The organism is Sorangium sp. So ce381 (assembly GCF_051473845.1).
Classification (GTDB): Bacteria; Myxococcota_A; Polyangia; order Polyangiales; family Polyangiaceae; genus Sorangium; species Sorangium atrum.
Genome location: NZ_CP150336.1, coordinates 12205242 through 12221043 on the forward strand (window position 1 = coordinate 12205242; position 15802 = coordinate 12221043).

Genomic DNA, 15802 nt, shown 5'->3' on the forward strand with positions numbered 1-15802 from the left:
ACGGCTCAGGTTTCTCAGCGCAGACCACATCAACCCATCTGGCCCGGTAAGCGAACAGCGCGCTGTCGGCGTCGTTGTGCGAGAAGAGGACCGGACGGACGGGCCGAACGGAAACGGGCGCTGTTGGGGCCGTTCATTTTCTTGAGCTGATGGCGGACGACTCCGGCTCTCTATCTCACGAGCTGTCTGGGGCAGCGGAAACGCAGTACCAAACGTCTTGAGAAAGAAGGCACCTTATGAGGCATTCGAAGCTGTTCGGCATTCTTCTCGCTGGCATGACGGCGCTTCATGGCATCGCCTGTGGCGCGAGCGGTTCAGCGGAGAGCACCGGCGAGGGCCAGGCGGCGGTCCGCAGCGTCAGCGGCAGCGTGAAGTCCGGCACTGCGGCGACCTCCGTCGTCGCCCTGCTGGCCCAGGCAGACGCCGACGCAGCGACCTACTCGGCGCCGATCGACGCGCAGGGCAACTTCCGGCTCACGCTGCCCATGAAGGCTCGGTTCGTCCTCGTGCTCATGAACGGAGACAAGGGGATTGCTACCCTGCGATTTGCCTCCTCCGCTGGCGGGGCGCTCACCTCGCTGCTCCCGATCGCCAATGCCCCCGCGCGCACGCTGGCCCCCCAGAGCGCCGGCGAGGACGAGGAGGACGACATCGATCTCGGCGAGGTCGAGGTGGATGAGACCGACGGTGTGAGCGAGAGCAACCCGCTCGATCAGGTCGATTCGGACAGCGATGGAACGTCCGACTACGAGGACGCCGACGACGACGATGATGGCACCGTCGATGTCGACGACGCCGACGACGACAACGACGACGTCGATGACAGCGACGAGGACCACGACGACGACGACGACGGCATCTCAAACGAAGTCGATGCCGATGATGACGACGACGGGGTGTCGGACGAGCACGAAGAGGAGCTCGGCGAGCACAGCGCAGGCGGCGAGGGCGGCGGAGAGGGCGAGGGCGGCGGCGCCGACTGACACCCTGATCTTCCCTGGAGTCACCGCGCACGGCCAAGCCGGGCGGCCGCGCTCATCGCGGCGCCCGCGTTTGCAGCCATCTCCCTCGCTGCCGCGGGGTGAGCGTCATATCCTCGACCGCGGATTGGCCAAGCCAGGGGCGACCACCCTGGCCCACCACAGCGCCGGACGTGGTGCATTTCCGCGGCCGGCTCCGCAGGTCACGCGTTCGCCCACGAACGGGCAGGAAGCGGCCGGGAGGCTTCCGGTGCGGGCACGAAGGCTTCCGTCGCGCGCCGGAAGCTTCCGGCGCGGGGCGGGGTGCCGAATTCGCGGGAAATTTCGTCCTCCAGCGCGCGCTGGAGGGCATCGAGGGGGTGATGGGAACCGCCAAGTCCGCGAAATCTCGTGCTCCGGAGCGCACCGAAGGGCTTCGTTCCGGTGACGGAAGCTTCCGGAGCGCGTCGGAAGGTCTGGGACGCGCGCCGGAAGCCGTAGCTGGGGTCCTGGGACCGCCTGAGGCTGTTCATGACCATGCCTGACTCACGGCCACGCCCTCGGCGGAGGCGGCGCCGCGGGCCGGATCCGGCGGGCAAGCGCGACAGGCATGGCGAGCACGATACGTCGACATCAGCGGCGATGTGGCGGTGCCAGAGCGATGGCTGCTCGCGGGCGGCGGCGCTACCCTGCCGATGAGGAGACCCGCATGCACACGTCTCGCCTTCTGCGTTGGCCAGGGACCGCAAATCTCCGAACCGGACGCGCGCTCGCGACGTCGCTGCTCGCCGCGGCAGCGGTGGCCGCAGCGGCGGGCGCGGCCAGGGCCGAGGATGGGACGGACGGCCGAAGCGCCGGGGCCGTCCTCGCGGCGCGCTCGCCGGGGATGCTCGAGCCTCGCCTTCCCGGGTACGTCAACCCTGCGCTGCCCGTCGACGTCGGCCCGTCGCTGCGCGGCCCGGACCTGCTGAGTGAACCGGTCGCAACAGCGGGCGAGCCGCTGTACGGCATGGCCTCCGAGCTCGACGAGACCAGCTACGACATCCCCGGGCAGATCGTCGTCGATGCGCGCGACGACCTCGACGACGCCTCGCTCGCGGACCTCGTGCGCGACTTCTCGCTGCGCATCGTCAAGCCGACGGCGCTCTTCTCGGAGACCCGGATCCAGATCGCCACGGTGGACGGTCCAGTCAACGCGACGCTGGAGCGGCTGGCGCGCGATCCGCGCGTGGAGGCGGCGGAGCCACTCGCCCGGGTGGTCGCCTCGTTCGTCGCGAACGACCCGCTGCTGAAGGACCAGTGGCACATGGCGCGCGTGGGCGCCGAGCGCGCGTGGGACTTCGCCACCGGTCGCGGCGTCACCGTCGCCGTTGTCGACACGGGCATCGCGTGCGAGGACCACGGGCCCTTCACCAAGGGGACCGACCTGGCCTCGACCGAGTGCGTGGAGGGATGGAACTTCGTCACCAAGACGAACCACGCGAACGACGACCAGGGCCACGGCACGCACGTCGCCGGAACGATCGCGCAGTCGACCAACAATGGCCTCGGCGCCGCGGGGCTCGCGTTCCACGCGCGGCTCATGCCGGTCAAGGTGCTGAACGAGAGCGGCTGGGGCACGACCGCCGACGTGGCCGACGGGATCCGGTGGGCAGCCGAGCACGGCGCCCAGGTCATCAACCTGAGCCTCGGCGGCCCGCGCAACTCCAAGGTGCTCCAGAGCGCGATCGACGACGCGATCGCGCATGGCGCCGTCGTCGTCGCGGCGGCCGGCAACACCGGCGGGCGCGTGCAGTTCCCCGGCGCCTCCGATGGCGTCATCGGCGTGAGCGCCACCGACGCGAACGACAAGATCGCGAGGTTCTCCTCGCGCGGCCAGGGCGTCGACGTCGCGGCGCCCGGGGTGAACGTCACCCAGCAGACCATCTGCAACCGCGGGCGCGACAAGTGCCAGAACTACTACGCGTACAGCGGCACCTCGATGGCCGCGCCCCACGTGGCCGGCGCGGCGGCGCTGGTCGTGAGCCTGGGCGTGACGGATCCGCGCGCGGTCGAGGACGCGCTCCGCGCAGGCGCGCGCGTCGTCGACGACTCCGACGGCGGCAAGCTCCTCTACGGGGCCGGCATCCTCGACGCCGCGAGCTCCGTCGTGCGCGTGACGCAGAGCCACATCGTCGTGCGGCTGCTCGCGCTGCTGGTGCTCGCGACGTGGGTCGCGCGCCGCGCCCGCAAGAAGGACGCGACCGCCACGAGCCCGTGGCGGGCGAGCTTCCTCATCCCGGCGCTCGCGGCAGGGCCGGGGCTGTTCTTCTTCGCGCCGTGGCTCCTGCCGCGCGTGGATCTCGCCGTCGACGTGCTGGCCCGGCCGATCGCCGACCTCGACATGCTGCTCGGCGCGTCGATCCACCGCTGGCTGCCGCTCGCCAACGCGCTCGTCCCGCTCGGCCTGACGGCGCTCTTCTTCGGCGTGAAGAGGCTCCGGCCGGCGATCGCGGGCCTCGCGGTCGGCACGGCGGCCTACCTCACATCGGTCGTCCTGCTCGGCGAGGCCGCCGGTCCCTTCGGCCGGATGGCCCTCGTCGTGTGGTGCGCGGTCAACGCCGCAGCCTGCCTCTGGATCGCCCGGACGAACCTGTCCACGCGCTGAGCCGGCGCCTGCCGCGCTCGCTCCATGGCCGGGCGGTGTGCCCGGCCGTCATGACCACCCTGCAAAAACGAGCTAGGATGCCGGCGATGCGGTCCGGCACCTTGCTCGTACCTTTCCTCCTGCTCCTCGGGGCGTGCGGCGGCTCCTCCAGCGAGACGCCGTGGCCCGCCGAGCCACGGGGCCCCGCGCTCGGCCCCACGGACGAGGCATCGCCGGAAGGGCCGGCCGACTCGAACGCGGCCCCTCAAGGCGCGCGCGAAGGCTCGGCGGACGAGGTCGACGCCGGCCGGTGAACGGGCGGCGGAGGATGGCATGGCGGACAGCGGGACGGCAGGCGCGCAGCGGAGGGCCTGGCTCTCCGCTGCGCTGCTCTCCGTCGCGCTGCTGGTCATGCCGGTCCTCGTCTGGCTGCTCCTGCCGCAGCCCGGCCCCATGATGCCGGCCCGGCGCGAGCCGGCCGCTGCGCTGCTCCCTCCACCGCAGCCGGAGCTCACGGCGCCGCGTGAGGTCGAGGCGCCACCGGCGCCGCCACCACCTCCAGCGCCGCCGCGCGAGGTCACGGCCGCGAGCGTGGGGCCGGTCCGCGGCGTGGTGCTGGATCCGGAGGGGCACCCCAGCGCCGGCGCCGTGGTCAGCTGCCGCGAACCGCCGGGCGCATCGGCCAGCGCCGACGGCGAGGGGCGCTTCGAGCTGCCGGCCGAGGCCGACGGCTGCACCGCCACCGCCGCGCAGCCTCCGTACGGCGACGCCGAGCCCACGCGCGTCGCCGCGGGCCGCGACAACGTCCTTCGCCTGCTCGCCGCGGGCTCGATCGTGGGCGAGGTCGTGGATCCATCGGGCAGGCCCGTCGAGGCGTACCTCCTGGCGATCGAGTCGTTCACGCCGGCCGGGTCCGGCGCGAACTCGAACGTGAACGGCCGCGCGCGCAAGGTGTCGGATCCGGGCGGCGCGTTCCGGTGGGACGCGCTCGCCCCGGGCCGCTACGTGCTGACCGCGAGCTCGGCCGGACGCCCGCCTGCGCGGAGCCGGCCTGTCGACGTCGAGGCAGGCCGCGCTGCCCAACGCGTGCGGATCGTGCTGCCGCAGGGCGCGACGCTGAGGGGCAGGGTCGTCGACGCCGCGTCGCGCGCGCCGGTCGTCGAGGCCCAGGTCGAGCTCGACTCCGCGACCTCGTCGGGCGCGAACGCGATCTCGCTCGCGCTCACCGACGGGAACGGCGACTACGAGCTCGAAGGGGTGCCGGCCAGCGGCCCGTTCTCGGTGCGCGTGCGCCACCAGCAGTACATGGCCAAGATCGTGTCCGGCCTCGACGCGCGCGGCGCGCAGTCGACGCGGGTCGACGTCGAGCTCCGCCAGCTGGACGACGGCGGGGCGCGCGAGGAGCTCACGGGCATCGGCGCGATGCTCTCGCTCTCCTCGGGCCGCGTGATCATCGCAGGCGTCGTCGACGGGGGGCCCGCGGCGTCCGCCGGGCTCATGGCTGGCGACGTCATCGCCCGCATCGACGGCCGGCCCACGACGGACCTGGAGCTCGCCGACTGCATCCAGCGCCTCCGCGGCCCGGCGGGGACGGTCGTCACCGTCGGCGTGGAGAGGGAAGGGCGCGCCCTCGACGTGACGATACGGCGCGACGTCGTGGTTCGGTGAACGGCCGCGCGCCGAGGTGCTAAGGGTCGGTCCATGTCCACGCGCCCTACCGCGCTTCCCCCGGCCGGAGCTCCGGACGTCCTCTACCTCGTCGACCTGTCGGGCTACGTCTTCCGCGCCTACCACGCGATCAGCCCGCTCTCGAGCCCGAGCGGCGAGCCGACCCACGCGACGTACGGCACCGTCGCGATGCTCACGAAGCTCGTGGAGGAGCGGAAGCCCGCGTACCTGGGCGTGGCGATGGACTCGCCGGGCAAGACGTTCCGCGACGATCTCGACCCCCGCTACAAGGCGCACCGGCCCCCGCCGCCGCCCGATCTCGGGGTGCAGATGAGCCGGTGCCGCGAGATCGTCGAGGCGTACCGCATCCCGATCTTCATCCAGGAGGGGCTCGAGGCGGACGACCTCGTCGCCGTCGCCGTCGCGCGGGCCAAGGAGCGGGGGCTGCGCGTCGTCATCGCGTCGAGCGACAAGGATCTGATGCAGCTCGTCGACGGCGAGCAGGTGATGCTCTGGGACGCGATGCGCGACAAGGTCTACGGGCACCCCGAGGTCGTCGCGAAGTTCGGGGTGCCGCCGGAGCAGGTGCGCGACCTGCTCGCGCTCGTCGGCGACACCTCGGACAACGTCCCCGGCGTCCCCGGCGTGGGCCTGAAGACGGCCGCCGAGCTGCTCGCGCAGTTCGGCTCGCTCTCGGCGATCTACGAGCGCATCGGCGAGGTCAAGAAGCCTCGCATCCGGGAGTCGCTCCAGCAGAACGAGGCCGACGCGCGCCTCTCGCAGAAGCTCGTGACGCTCGACGGCGGCGCGCCCGTGTCGCTCGACCTCGAGACGCTGCGCTACGGCGGCGCGGACACCGGCAGGCTCCGCGAGCTCTTCACCGAGCTCGGCTTCTCGCGCTTCCTCAAGGCGGTCCGCGCGCCCGAGCCGACCGCGCGCGCGGCGACCTACAGGGTCCTGACGACGCGCGAGGAGCTCGAGGGCTTCGCCAGATCGGCGCGCGCGGCCGGCCGCCTCGCCCTCGACGTGCTCGCGACGAGCCGCGAGCCGATGAGCGCCCACGTCTGCGGCGTCGCGCTCGCCTGCGAGCCGGGGCAAGCCGTGTACGTCCCGCTGGGCCACCGCTACCTCGGCGCGCCGGCCCAGCTCTCGATGAGCGACATCGACGCGGTGATGGGCCCGCTGTTCGCCGACCCCGAGCTCCCGAAGGTCGGCCACGACGTGAAGTTCTGCGAGGTGATCCTCCTGCGGCACCGCATCGGGCTCGTGGGCGTCTCCTTCGACACGATGCTGGCGAGCTACCTGCTCGATCCCGAGGGGAAGAACCAGCTCCACGAGCTCGCCGAGCGCGAGCTCGGCGCCAAGATGCAGACCCTCGACGAGGTGGCCCCGAAGCGCCGCGGGCAGGCGCAGCGCGGCCTCGACGAGATCGAGCTCGGCGAGGCGTCGAGCTACGGGGCCGCGTTCGCCGACGTCGCGCTCACGCTCACCGATCGGCTGCGCCCGCGGCTCCGCGCCGAGAAGCTCGAGGACCTGCTCGTGCAGATCGAGCTCCCCCTCTCCGCCGTGCTCGCGGAGATGGAGCTCACGGGCGTCCTCGTCGACCCGAAGGCGCTCGCGCAGCTCGGCGCGCAGATGACGACCGAGCTCGCCGCGCTGGAGCAGAAGGCGCGCGAGCTCGTGGGGCACGACATCAACCTGGCGTCGCCGAAGCAGCTCGAGGCGGTCCTGTTCGACGAGCTCAAGCTGCGCTCCCAGCGCAAGACGAAGACCGGCCGCTCGACCGACGCCGACGTGCTCGAGGCGCTCTCGGAGGAGCACCCGTTCCCCGGGGTGGTCCTCGAGCACCGCGCCATCGCCAAGCTCAAGGGCACGTACGTCGACGCGCTGCCGCGCCTCGTGCACCCCGGCACGGGCCGGCTCCACACGCGCTGGGGCCAGGCCGTGGCCGCGACCGGGCGGCTCTCGTCGCAGGACCCGAACCTGCAGAACATCCCGATCCGCACGGAGCTCGGCCGGATGATCCGGCGCGCGTTCGTCGCGCCGCCCGGGAGCGTGATCGTGAGCGCCGACTACTCCCAGATCGAGCTGCGCGTCCTCGCGCACCTCTCGAAGGACCCGGTGCTCGTCGACGCCTTCCGCACCGGGCAGGACGTGCACGTGCGCACGGCCATGGAGATCTTCGGCGTGGACCAGGCAGGGGTCACCGCCGAGATGCGCCGCCGGAGCAAGACGATCAACTTCGGCGTGATCTACGGCATGGGCGAGTCTGCGCTCGCCAAGCGGCTCGACATCTCGCGGGCGGAGGCGGCGCGCTTCATCGACGCCTACTTCGCGCGCTACCGGGGCGTGCACGAGTTCATGGAGGGGACGATGGCCGAGGCGAAGCGCTCCGAGTCGGTGCGCACGCTGCTCGGCCGGCGCCGCTTGCTCCCGGATCTGCGCAGCAGCGACCGCATGCGCCGCGCTCAGGCCGAGCGCATCGCGCAGAACACCCCCATCCAGGGGACGGCGGCGGATCTCCTGAAGCTCGCGATGGTGCGCATCCCGCGCCCCGTCGTCCCCGGCGCGCGCATGGTGCTCACGGTGCACGACGAGCTCGCGTTCGAGGTGCCGGCCGAGGCCGTGGACGAGGCCAAGGCGAAGGTGCGGGAGGCCATGGAGTCGGTCTTCCCGCTCGACGTCCCGCTCGTCGTCGACGTCGGTCACGGCCCCACCTGGGCCGACGCCCATTGAAGGGGCGGGCACCCGCTTCGGATACGGGCCCATCTCGGCGTTTTCGGTGCTCAGCGTACCGGAGTACGCTTCCGCGCCGAAAACGCCGATCTGGGCCCGTCTCCTGTGCGGGTGCCCGCCGCTGGCGTCATGGGGGGAGAGGGGCGGAGAAGAGCCAGGCTCTCCGTGGCTGTGACGGCGGCGGTGGAACGCCAACGGGGGGCTATGGGGTTGCGGGGGGACAAAACGACGACGCCCGCTGCACCTTGCGGTGAGCGGGGCGTACGTGCGGAAAGGGTGTTCTCAGCTCGCGGCGGTCTTGGCGGCGACGCTCGCCTTGTGAAGGGCGAGGGCGAGGCGGCTCTTCACGCGCGACGCGCGCTTGGCGGGGATCGTCCCCTTCGACGCGGCGCGATCGAGCGCGCTCACCGCGGCGGTCACCGGCGCAGCGGACTCTTGCGGAACGCCCTTCAGCGCGGTGCGCGCCTTCTTGACGGTCGTGCGGAGATCCGACTTGATGGCGCGATTGCGCGCGGTCCTCGTGATGCGCTGGCGGTTGCGCTTGTCGGCAGATGCGTGATTGGCCATGAGAAAAGCTCTCCTACTTCTTCGCCTGCGCCTCGGCGGGCGTGGCAGCGCGCAGGGCGTCCGGCGCGTTCTGGTCGTAACCCGCCGGATGGATCGGGAACGCGGGGGTGCCGTGTGCGCGCTCGAAGCGCTTGCGGCGGGTGCCCGCCGTGCGCGCCTTGCGCCGGCGGATGCGCTGGGTTTGCTGAGTCGCGGAAACCATGGGGGCGCGCATTCTACCTACGGGGGGGGCCGTGTCAACCGGGAGGTTTGCTGCCCTCCGCGAGGGCGCGAGGGCGCGTCGGCGCGTGGTCAGGGCTAGGGTCGGATCGTCGCGCTGACCGAGAAGGACGGCTTGGAGAAAGGACCCACGTTGGCGCCCTTGAGCGCGGACTGCACGCAGCTCGACTGGCCGTTCGACGCCGCCCACCCGCTGACGCTGACCTTGCTCACCTGGCCTGTCGACGAGAACGTGATCTGCGCGCGCGACACGTCGTCCGCGCCCGCGACGCACGCCTTGGCGCTGCCCATGACCGAGCCGAGCGCGGCCTGGACCGAGCCCTGCGACGGCTGCTCGGGGATGTTCTGCTGCCGGAGCGGACCCGACGCCGGCACCGGCGCCTCCGAGACGACCGACGGCTGTCGCTCCCCGTTGTCGCCCACGGCCGCCTGCATGGCCGAGGGGAGGTCCCCCGGCTTGCCAGCCGCCGCCGGCGCAGCCGCCGTCTTTCCGTGCTCGGGCTTCGGCGACGCGGCTGGCGTGGCCGGCGCCTCGACGGCCGTCGACGCAGGAGCGCCGCCGCCGACGGGGGCGGCTTGCGCCTTGGGCGCCGCGGCGAGCTTCTCCTCCGCTTGCACGGGCTGCTCGACAACGGCGCGCTCCTCCGGCACCTTGGCGACCGGAGCCGCCGGCTCCACCCGCGTGTCGCCGCGCGGCTCGGCCGGCGCCGCGACGGTGGTTGTCGCGGGCGACGCGGTGGCCGCGATCTCCTGCTGCGGCGGAGCCGTCGTCTTCACCAGGATCGTGACCGCCGCGGCCAGCCCCAGGGCCGCGACGGCGGCGCCGGCGATCATCCCGCCGGATCGCTTCCTCGCTGGAGCCGCGGCCACGGGCGCGGACGGGGCGCGGCGCGCCGCCACGGGCACCACCGCTGCCGCCTTCGCGTCCTCGAACCGAGCCGCCGCGCCGGGCTGCGCCTTCTCGGAGGCCTCCACCTCCGAGGGCGCCGACGCGTTGAGCCGGTTCAGATCGATGACACCGGAGTCCTCGGGCACCCCCTCCACCGGCCGCATGGACGGCGACGACGTGCGGGCATTGCCGGAGAGCGAGCCGCGCCCCGGCAGCGGGGACACACGCCCTGGCGGCGCCGAGCTGCGTCCCGAAGCCGGCAGCGGCGTCGAGAGCGCAGAGCCGCTCATCGCGGGCATACCGCTCGCGCGACCCGGCGCCTGGCTGACCCGCTCGGCGATCTCCTTCAGCGACTGGCGCCTCTTCTCGGGCGGCCGCGACAAGGTGCCGCCCGACAGGCTCGCTTCAGGCCTCGAGGCCCTGGCTGCTTGTGATCCGTCCCCCATGGTGCTGCGTTCTCCTGATGCGCGAGCTTCGCGCGAAGGGTCCTCCGTCTGCTCCTCGCCGGGCGCCGCGGTGAGGTCGGGGGGGGCGAGGAGGTCGGCCGCCGCCGCGGTGTCCTCCGATCGCCTGGAGATGGCGACCTCGACGATGTGGGCTGCCCGCGTCTCCCATGCCTCCTCGTCGTTCATCGAGGGCGCGGGGGCAGGCCAATCGTTGAGCATCCCGTCGAGGTCGAGCTTGTCGGTGACGTTCATTCGGCGTCCCCTCCGAAACCGCGCTCCGCGAGGTAAGCACGGAGCTTGCGGCGCGCCTCGTGGACGCGCCAGGCGACTGTTCCTTCCGGACAACCCAGGATCCTGGAGGCGTCCTCGTGGGGCACGCCGTCGATGCACACGAGGATGAGCGTCGTTCGAAGCGTGTCCGAGAGCGTGTCGATGCCGTCGCAGAGCGCGGCCGCGAGCTCGCGTCGCTGGGTCGACGCGGCCGGATCGACGCCGTGGCTCGGGCGCGTCTCGAGCAGCAGCGCCTCGATCCGCGGATCGTCCGCGGGGGTCGAGTTCTTGCTCGGCTTGCGGGCCCGGATCATGTTGAGCGAGAGGTTCACGGCGATCCGGTAGAGCCAGGTGAAGGGCTCGCTCCGGCCATCGAACCGGTCGAGCGCCTGGTAGGCCCGGACGAAGGTCTCTTGCGTCACGTCCTCTGCCTCCGCGCCCGAGCGGACAAGGTGGAACGCCAGCCGGAAGATGCGCTTCTGATATCGACGAACCAGCACCCCGAACGCCTGGGCATCTCCGCTCCGGGCTTGATCGACGAGCTCACGATCGGTGGGTTTGGCCATCCTAGCCGCCTCGGGGTGCGAGTTGTCTCCCGCGCACGGACGACAGCGCAGCCGCGGACACCTCCTCGCGACGGCCCCCGACCGTCTCGGCGAGAGAAGCCCCTCGCGGCGAGCCCCGCTTCGCGAAGGCGAAGCCGGGCGATGAGGAGGCAAGTTTCACGTTCAGGCGCGCGAAGATAGCCGAACACTCCTCTTAGGACAAACCATGCGCCCGGAGCTTGGGCGCCATGGTGCCCTCGTCGACCGGCGGGCGATACGCCCGCGCTGGCACACCGAAAGCCGCCGCGGCGCCCCGGCGCCCGGCCCACCGCGCAGGCGTGTGAACGAGCGCGGCCGTCGCCGGCGAACAGCGCCGCCGCCCGCGCCGCTGCTATGGTCGGCGGATGCAACGCTACTCGAGCTGGATGCGCACCCTGGGGCTCGTCGCTGCGGCCTTCGCGGGAGGGGCGGCGACTTCCCACCTCGCGGGCGCGAGCACACAGGCGCAGAGCCCCTACGCTCCGCTCGAGCAGCTCGCGCGCGTGCTCGTGCTCGTGGAGAACAACTACGTCGAGCCGGCGCAGCGCAGCAAGATCCTCGACGGCGCGATCAAGGGGATGGTCGCGGAGCTCGACCCGCACTCGGCGTACATGAACTCTTCGGAGTTCGCCCAGTTCCAGGAAGAGACGGGGGGAACGTTCGGCGGCGTCGGGATCGAGGTCGACGCCAAGGACGACAACATCACCGTCATCGCGCCGATCGAGGGCTCGCCGGCGGCGCGGGCCGGCATCCGCTCCGGCGATCAGATCATCGCGATCGACGGTCGCCCCGTGCGCGGCGAGCGCCTCGACAAGCTCGTGAAGATCATGCGCGGGGCGCCCGGCTCCCGGGTGAAGCTCACGATCCGCCGGCAGGGCGTGCCCGAGCCCCTCTCGTTCGACCTCACGCGGGAGCAGATCCACGTGACGAGCATCGCGGCGAAGCGCCTCGACCGGGACGTCGCGTACGTCCGCGTGAAGCAGTTCCAGGACGGCACCCACGAAGAGATGCTCCGCGCCGCGGCGAAGCTGCGCGCCGCATCGAAGGCGCCGCTGGCCGGCGTGATCCTGGACCTGCGCAACAACCCCGGAGGCCTCGTCAACGAGGCCGAGGCCGTGGCCGACGAGTTCCTCTCCTCGGGGACGATCTACTCGACGCGCCAGCGCAACAAGGTCGTCGACGAGGCGAAGGCGCACGACGGCGGCGCGTTCGCCTCGCTGCCCGTCGTCGCGCTCGTGAACGAGTACTCCGCGAGCGCCGCCGAGCTCGTCGCGGGCGCCCTGCAGGACAGCGGGCGCGCCGTGCTCGTCGGCGCGACGACCTTCGGCAAGGGGTCGGTGCAGACCATATACGAGCTGCCCGGCGGCGCCGGGGTGAGGCTCACGACGATGCGCTACTACACGCCGAACGGGCGCTCGATCCAGGCCCAGGGCATCCGGCCCGACGTCGTCATCGAGAGCGCGGCGCAGCAGGTCCCGGCCGCCATCCTCCGCGAGCAGGATCTCGAGGGACACCTCCCCGCCGAAGGGGCGATCGGCGACCGTTCGCCGAGGGCCGTGCTCGTGGAGAAGCGCGCCGAGACGGCCGCGGCGATCGGCCCCGAGGGCGACATGCCCTCCGATCCCACCCGCGGGAGCGACTTCGCGCTCGCCGTCGGGTACCAGCAGCTCCTCCGCGCCATCCCGGCGGTCCGCCAGCGCTGAGGATCGCGCGTCGAGCGACCAGCGCCGGACGCCGCGCGACGCGCGTCAGGCCTCGGCGCCGGCGCGGAGCCCGGTCGTCACCGCGTCGAGCACGGTGCGCGCCCTCCCCGCGATGGTCGCCCCGGCCGCCAGGATCCCGGGTGCGGCGCGGACGCCCTCGCACCGCACACCCACCGCCTCCAGCGCGCCCAGGCGCTCGCCGCGGGGCCACGCGACGACGTCGAGCTCCGGGCCCTGCATGGAGCTCACCACGCCGAACGCGCCGCGGTCGTCGCCCATCGTCACGGGCGCGGCGATCGAGAGCGCGAACGGCGCGGCGCCGCGCGCCGGGAAATCGGCGCCGGCGCCGCTCTCGGGCGGCGTGTACGCGATCCCGCCGCCGGCGAGGCCGCCGATCGCCAGGACCACCCCGTCCGCCGCGAGCGGCGCGTCCTCCCCCTCGACGTGGATCGTCACGCCTTCGTCCGGCGCCCCTGGCTCCAGGGGCCCGCTGCCCACCGCGCGCACGCGGCCGTGGCGCTGAGGCGCCGCGATCGCGGCGAGCAGCGCGTCGCGCGCCGCCTCGAAGCGGAGCCCCGCCGGCGAGCCGGCGCCCATCAGCGCCTCGCCCACCGGGACGCCGAGGCGGGCCGCGAGCGCCTCGGCCCGCGGAGCGCTCGCGCCGAGCCACGGGCCGAGCAGGATCGCCCCCGCGCCGCCCGCGCCCTCGAGCGCCTGGCGGAGCCGATCGAGGAGCCAGGAGAGCCGCGCCGGGTCGTCGTGCCGGGCCGCGAGATCGCCGTCGGCGATGTGCCGCTCGTCGTCGAAGCGCAGGACCGGCGCGTCGACGGGCAGGAAGCGGAGCCCCCGCGCCCGAGCGAACGGCTCGTCCGTGAGCGCCTCCGCGAGCGCGTCCGCGTCCCACCCGGCGCGCGCCGCGCGCGGGACGAGGACGCGCGTGCGGCGGAGCGGGCCGAGATCGAGCAGCGCGCGATCCCTGCCGCGGGCGGGGCGGATCCGCCCCGCGACGGTCGCGAGGCGCACGCCCGCGGCCTGCGGCAGCTCCCACAGGCCGAGCTCCGCCGCGAACTGCCTCGCCGCCGGGGCGAGATCGCTCGCGGGCAGGTCGCCGCCGATCAGCCGTGAAGCCCGCTCGATCTGCTCCCACGGCACGTCGTCCACCGCGCCGCCCGCGAGCGCCGTCTCGCCGACGCCCGCGGAGATCACCGCGACCCGGGCCCCGCGCCGCCGCGCGCTCCACGCGGCGGCGAGCCCGGCGACGCCGGCGCCTATCACGAGGATCGATCGCGCCACGCCCTCTCCTCCGGCTCCCGCGCGGCGCGCTGCGCGCGACGATCGGCGTCCTCGCACGCCGCCGTCGCCTCGTCGTCCGCGGGCGCGCCGAGCTCCGACCGGACGCTGGCGATCGCGAGGGCCTCCTGCCGCGCCTGCTCCGGGCCGAGCGCGACGGCGCGGGTCACCGCCTGCCGCGAGAGGAACGCCGCCGCCTGCCGCATCCCGTCGCGCGGCGGGAGCGAGAGCTCCTGCGCCACGATCTGCCCGCACCGCGCCGCGCAGCGCATGCCCCCGCACGCGCCCAGGCCGAGGCGCGTGCGCCGCGCGACGTCGGCGACGCTCCGGGCGAGCTCGTGCCGGAGGACATAACGCACCTCGGCCTCGATCACGGGCTCGCAGGGGCACACCGTCGCGGCCTCGCGCGGCCGCTCTCGCACGCGCTCCTCGATCCGGAGCGCGCGCGAACCGTGCCTGTACACGAGGCGCCGGGCGGCCACCGCGTCGATCTCCATCCGCCGCGAGAGCGCGAGCGCGTCCACCGCGCGATCGCCGCCGGGCAGCGAGGTCGTGTGCGTCACGCAGCGGGCGCCGAGATCGAAGCGCCGCGAGAGGACGTCGGTCATCTCCTCGGCGAAGAGCCGGAAGCTGGCCAGCTTGCCGCCGATCATCGAGTAGATGCCCGGCGCGCCGTGCGCCGCGTGATCGACGATCTGGTGCTCGCGCGAGAGGGCGTCCTCGGTGGGCCCGAACGCGTAGAGCGTGGGCCGCACGCCCGCGAACGTGCCGATCGCGCGCGCCTCGTGGATCTGCGGAAACACGCGGGCGATGCCCTGGACCAGGTACCTGACCTCCTCGCTCGTCGCGCGGACCTGATCGAGATCGCCGTAGAAGTCGTCGTCGGTCGTGCCGATGACGCTCATGTTCTCCCACGGCTCGAGGAAGATCTGACGGCCGTCGATCGTCCTCGCCATGATCGCGTAATTGGTGAGGCGCCGGTCGAACACGACGTGCACGCCCTTGCCGGGCCGAACGCGCGAGCTCGCGGCGGGGAGGCCGGCGAGGGACGCGGTGATCGGCGACCACGCGCCCGTCGCGTTCACGACCGTGCTCGTGCGGAGCCGCCCGCCTTCCCCCGTCGTGCGGTCCCGGTAGCGGACCGCGACGACCTCGCCGGTGTCCTCGCGGCGCTCGATCCGCTCGACCGTGTGCCCCACGTAGACCTTGGCCCCGCGCTCGATCGCGTCGACAGCGTTGGCGACGCAGAGCCGCGCGCCGTCGATCCCCCACTCGTCGAAGCTGAAGCCGCCCACCAGGTCGCCGTGCAGCCCCGGCTCGAGCCGGCGGAGCTCGTCGGGCGACAGGCGCGCGTGCGGCTTGCCGCGCTTGAGCGGCTGGTAGTTGTCGTACGCCTCGAAGAAGGCGTCCGCGAGCGGGTAGAGGAGGCGCCCGTGCCGCGCGTTCTCGAACGGGACGAGGAAGGGGATCCGGAAGAGCAGGTGCGGCGCGATCGCCTGGATGTGGCCCGAGTCGCGGCACGATTTCTCGGTCACCTGCGGATCGCTGGTCAGGTACCTGAGCCCGCCGTGGATCATGCCGCTCGAGTTGCCGCTCGCGCCGAACGCGAGATCGTTGCGCTCGAACAGGGCGACCCTCAGGCCCCGCTGCGAAGCGTCACGCGCGACCCCCACGCCGTTCACGCCGCCGCCGATGACCACGACGTCCACGTCGGTGTCCGCTCGGCGAGCCGGTCTTGCGGCGCTCGAAAGGAGGATCGTCACCTGCGGCGTATAGCATGCCAGAATTTTTCCACGAGCGGGCCCGGCCTCGCGCGCGGCGCTGCGAATGCTGGAGGAGCCGGCC

At 73.1% G+C, this 15802-nt stretch carries 12 protein-coding genes; 6 read left to right on the top strand and 6 right to left on the bottom strand.

What is annotated here, in order from left to right; all coding sequences use genetic code 11:
* Window positions 1-236: 236 nt before the first annotated feature.
* The 5 genes from WMF29_RS45755 to polA all read left to right on the top strand — a co-directional run bounded on the left by WMF29_RS45755 (window position 237) and on the right by polA (window position 7989).
* On the top strand, window positions 237-983 hold the full coding sequence (locus WMF29_RS45755; RefSeq protein WP_437326324.1) for a hypothetical protein: 747 nt from the start codon (window positions 237-239) through the stop codon (window positions 981-983).
* 685 nt (window positions 984-1668) lie between these two features.
* Window positions 1669-3606, top strand: coding sequence for a S8 family serine peptidase (locus WMF29_RS45760; protein ID WP_437326325.1), 1938 nt, complete (start codon window positions 1669-1671; stop codon window positions 3604-3606).
* A gap of 86 nt (window positions 3607-3692) precedes the next feature.
* Complete coding sequence (locus WMF29_RS45765; RefSeq protein WP_437326326.1) at window positions 3693-3899, top strand: hypothetical protein; 207 nt, start codon at window positions 3693-3695, stop codon at window positions 3897-3899.
* 19 nt (window positions 3900-3918) lie between these two features.
* On the top strand, window positions 3919-5253 hold the full coding sequence (locus WMF29_RS45770) for a carboxypeptidase regulatory-like domain-containing protein (protein ID WP_437326327.1): 1335 nt from the start codon (window positions 3919-3921) through the stop codon (window positions 5251-5253).
* Between the two features lie 33 nt (window positions 5254-5286).
* Window positions 5287-7989, top strand: a complete 2703-nt coding sequence (gene polA / locus WMF29_RS45775) for a DNA polymerase I (protein ID WP_437326328.1) — start codon at window positions 5287-5289, stop codon at window positions 7987-7989.
* Window positions 7990-8271: 282 nt separating this feature from the next.
* On the opposite strand, the gene rpsT is transcribed toward polA, so the two are convergent.
* The 4 genes from rpsT to WMF29_RS45795 form a co-directional block, all read right to left on the bottom strand.
* Window positions 8272-8556 (bottom strand): 30S ribosomal protein S20, encoded by a 285-nt coding sequence (gene rpsT / locus WMF29_RS45780; RefSeq protein ID WP_437326329.1) that lies wholly within the window; start codon window positions 8554-8556, stop codon window positions 8272-8274.
* A 13-nt stretch (window positions 8557-8569) separates the two neighbouring features.
* Window positions 8570-8758 (bottom strand): hypothetical protein, encoded by a 189-nt coding sequence (locus WMF29_RS45785; protein WP_044967265.1) that lies wholly within the window; start codon window positions 8756-8758, stop codon window positions 8570-8572.
* A gap of 95 nt (window positions 8759-8853) precedes the next feature.
* A complete protein-coding gene (locus tag WMF29_RS45790) occupies window positions 8854-10362 on the bottom strand; it encodes a hypothetical protein (protein ID WP_437326330.1) in 1509 nt (502 codons plus the stop codon).
* A complete protein-coding gene (locus WMF29_RS45795) occupies window positions 10359-10946 on the bottom strand; it encodes an RNA polymerase sigma factor (RefSeq protein ID WP_272096404.1) in 588 nt (195 codons plus the stop codon). Before WMF29_RS45795 ends, WMF29_RS45790 begins: the two co-directional genes overlap by 4 nt.
* 383 nt (window positions 10947-11329) lie before the next feature.
* Here WMF29_RS45795 and WMF29_RS45800 point away from each other — a divergent pair, with 383 nt between their 5' ends.
* Window positions 11330-12667, top strand: coding sequence for a S41 family peptidase (locus tag WMF29_RS45800; protein WP_437326331.1), 1338 nt, complete (start codon window positions 11330-11332; stop codon window positions 12665-12667).
* A 45-nt stretch (window positions 12668-12712) separates the two neighbouring features.
* Here the strand turns inward: WMF29_RS45800 and WMF29_RS45805 are convergent, their stop codons facing one another.
* Window positions 12713-13960: an FAD-binding protein gene (locus tag WMF29_RS45805; RefSeq protein WP_437326332.1), complete on the bottom strand. Its 1248-nt coding sequence runs from the start codon at window positions 13958-13960 to the stop codon at window positions 12713-12715.
* Window positions 13939-15720, bottom strand: a complete 1782-nt coding sequence (locus WMF29_RS45810) for a glycerol-3-phosphate dehydrogenase/oxidase (protein ID WP_437326333.1) — start codon at window positions 15718-15720, stop codon at window positions 13939-13941. Before WMF29_RS45810 ends, WMF29_RS45805 begins: the two co-directional genes overlap by 22 nt.
* Between the last annotated feature and the right edge of the window lie 82 nt (window positions 15721-15802).

Bases quoted from the DNA above. Each gene is read 5' to 3' on its own strand.
- WMF29_RS45760 (WP_437326325.1), top strand. From the start codon at position 1,669: ATGCACACGTCTCGCCTTCTGCGTTGGCCAGGGACCGCAAATCTCCGA.
- WMF29_RS45795 (WP_272096404.1), bottom strand. From the start codon at position 10,946: ATGGCCAAACCCACCGATCGTGAGCTCGTCGATCAAGCCCGGAGCGGA.
- polA (WP_437326328.1), top strand. From the start codon at position 5,287: ATGTCCACGCGCCCTACCGCGCTTCCCCCGGCCGGAGCTCCGGACGTC.
- WMF29_RS45790 (WP_437326330.1), bottom strand. From the start codon at position 10,362: ATGAACGTCACCGACAAGCTCGACCTCGACGGGATGCTCAACGATTGG.
- rpsT (WP_437326329.1), bottom strand. From the start codon at position 8,556: ATGGCCAATCACGCATCTGCCGACAAGCGCAACCGCCAGCGCATCACG.
- WMF29_RS45765 (WP_437326326.1), top strand. From the start codon at position 3,693: ATGCGGTCCGGCACCTTGCTCGTACCTTTCCTCCTGCTCCTCGGGGCG.
- WMF29_RS45800 (WP_437326331.1), top strand. From the start codon at position 11,330: ATGCAACGCTACTCGAGCTGGATGCGCACCCTGGGGCTCGTCGCTGCG.
- WMF29_RS45755 (WP_437326324.1), top strand. From the start codon at position 237: ATGAGGCATTCGAAGCTGTTCGGCATTCTTCTCGCTGGCATGACGGCG.
- WMF29_RS45785 (WP_044967265.1), bottom strand. From the start codon at position 8,758: ATGGTTTCCGCGACTCAGCAAACCCAGCGCATCCGCCGGCGCAAGGCG.
- WMF29_RS45770 (WP_437326327.1), top strand. From the start codon at position 3,919: ATGGCGGACAGCGGGACGGCAGGCGCGCAGCGGAGGGCCTGGCTCTCC.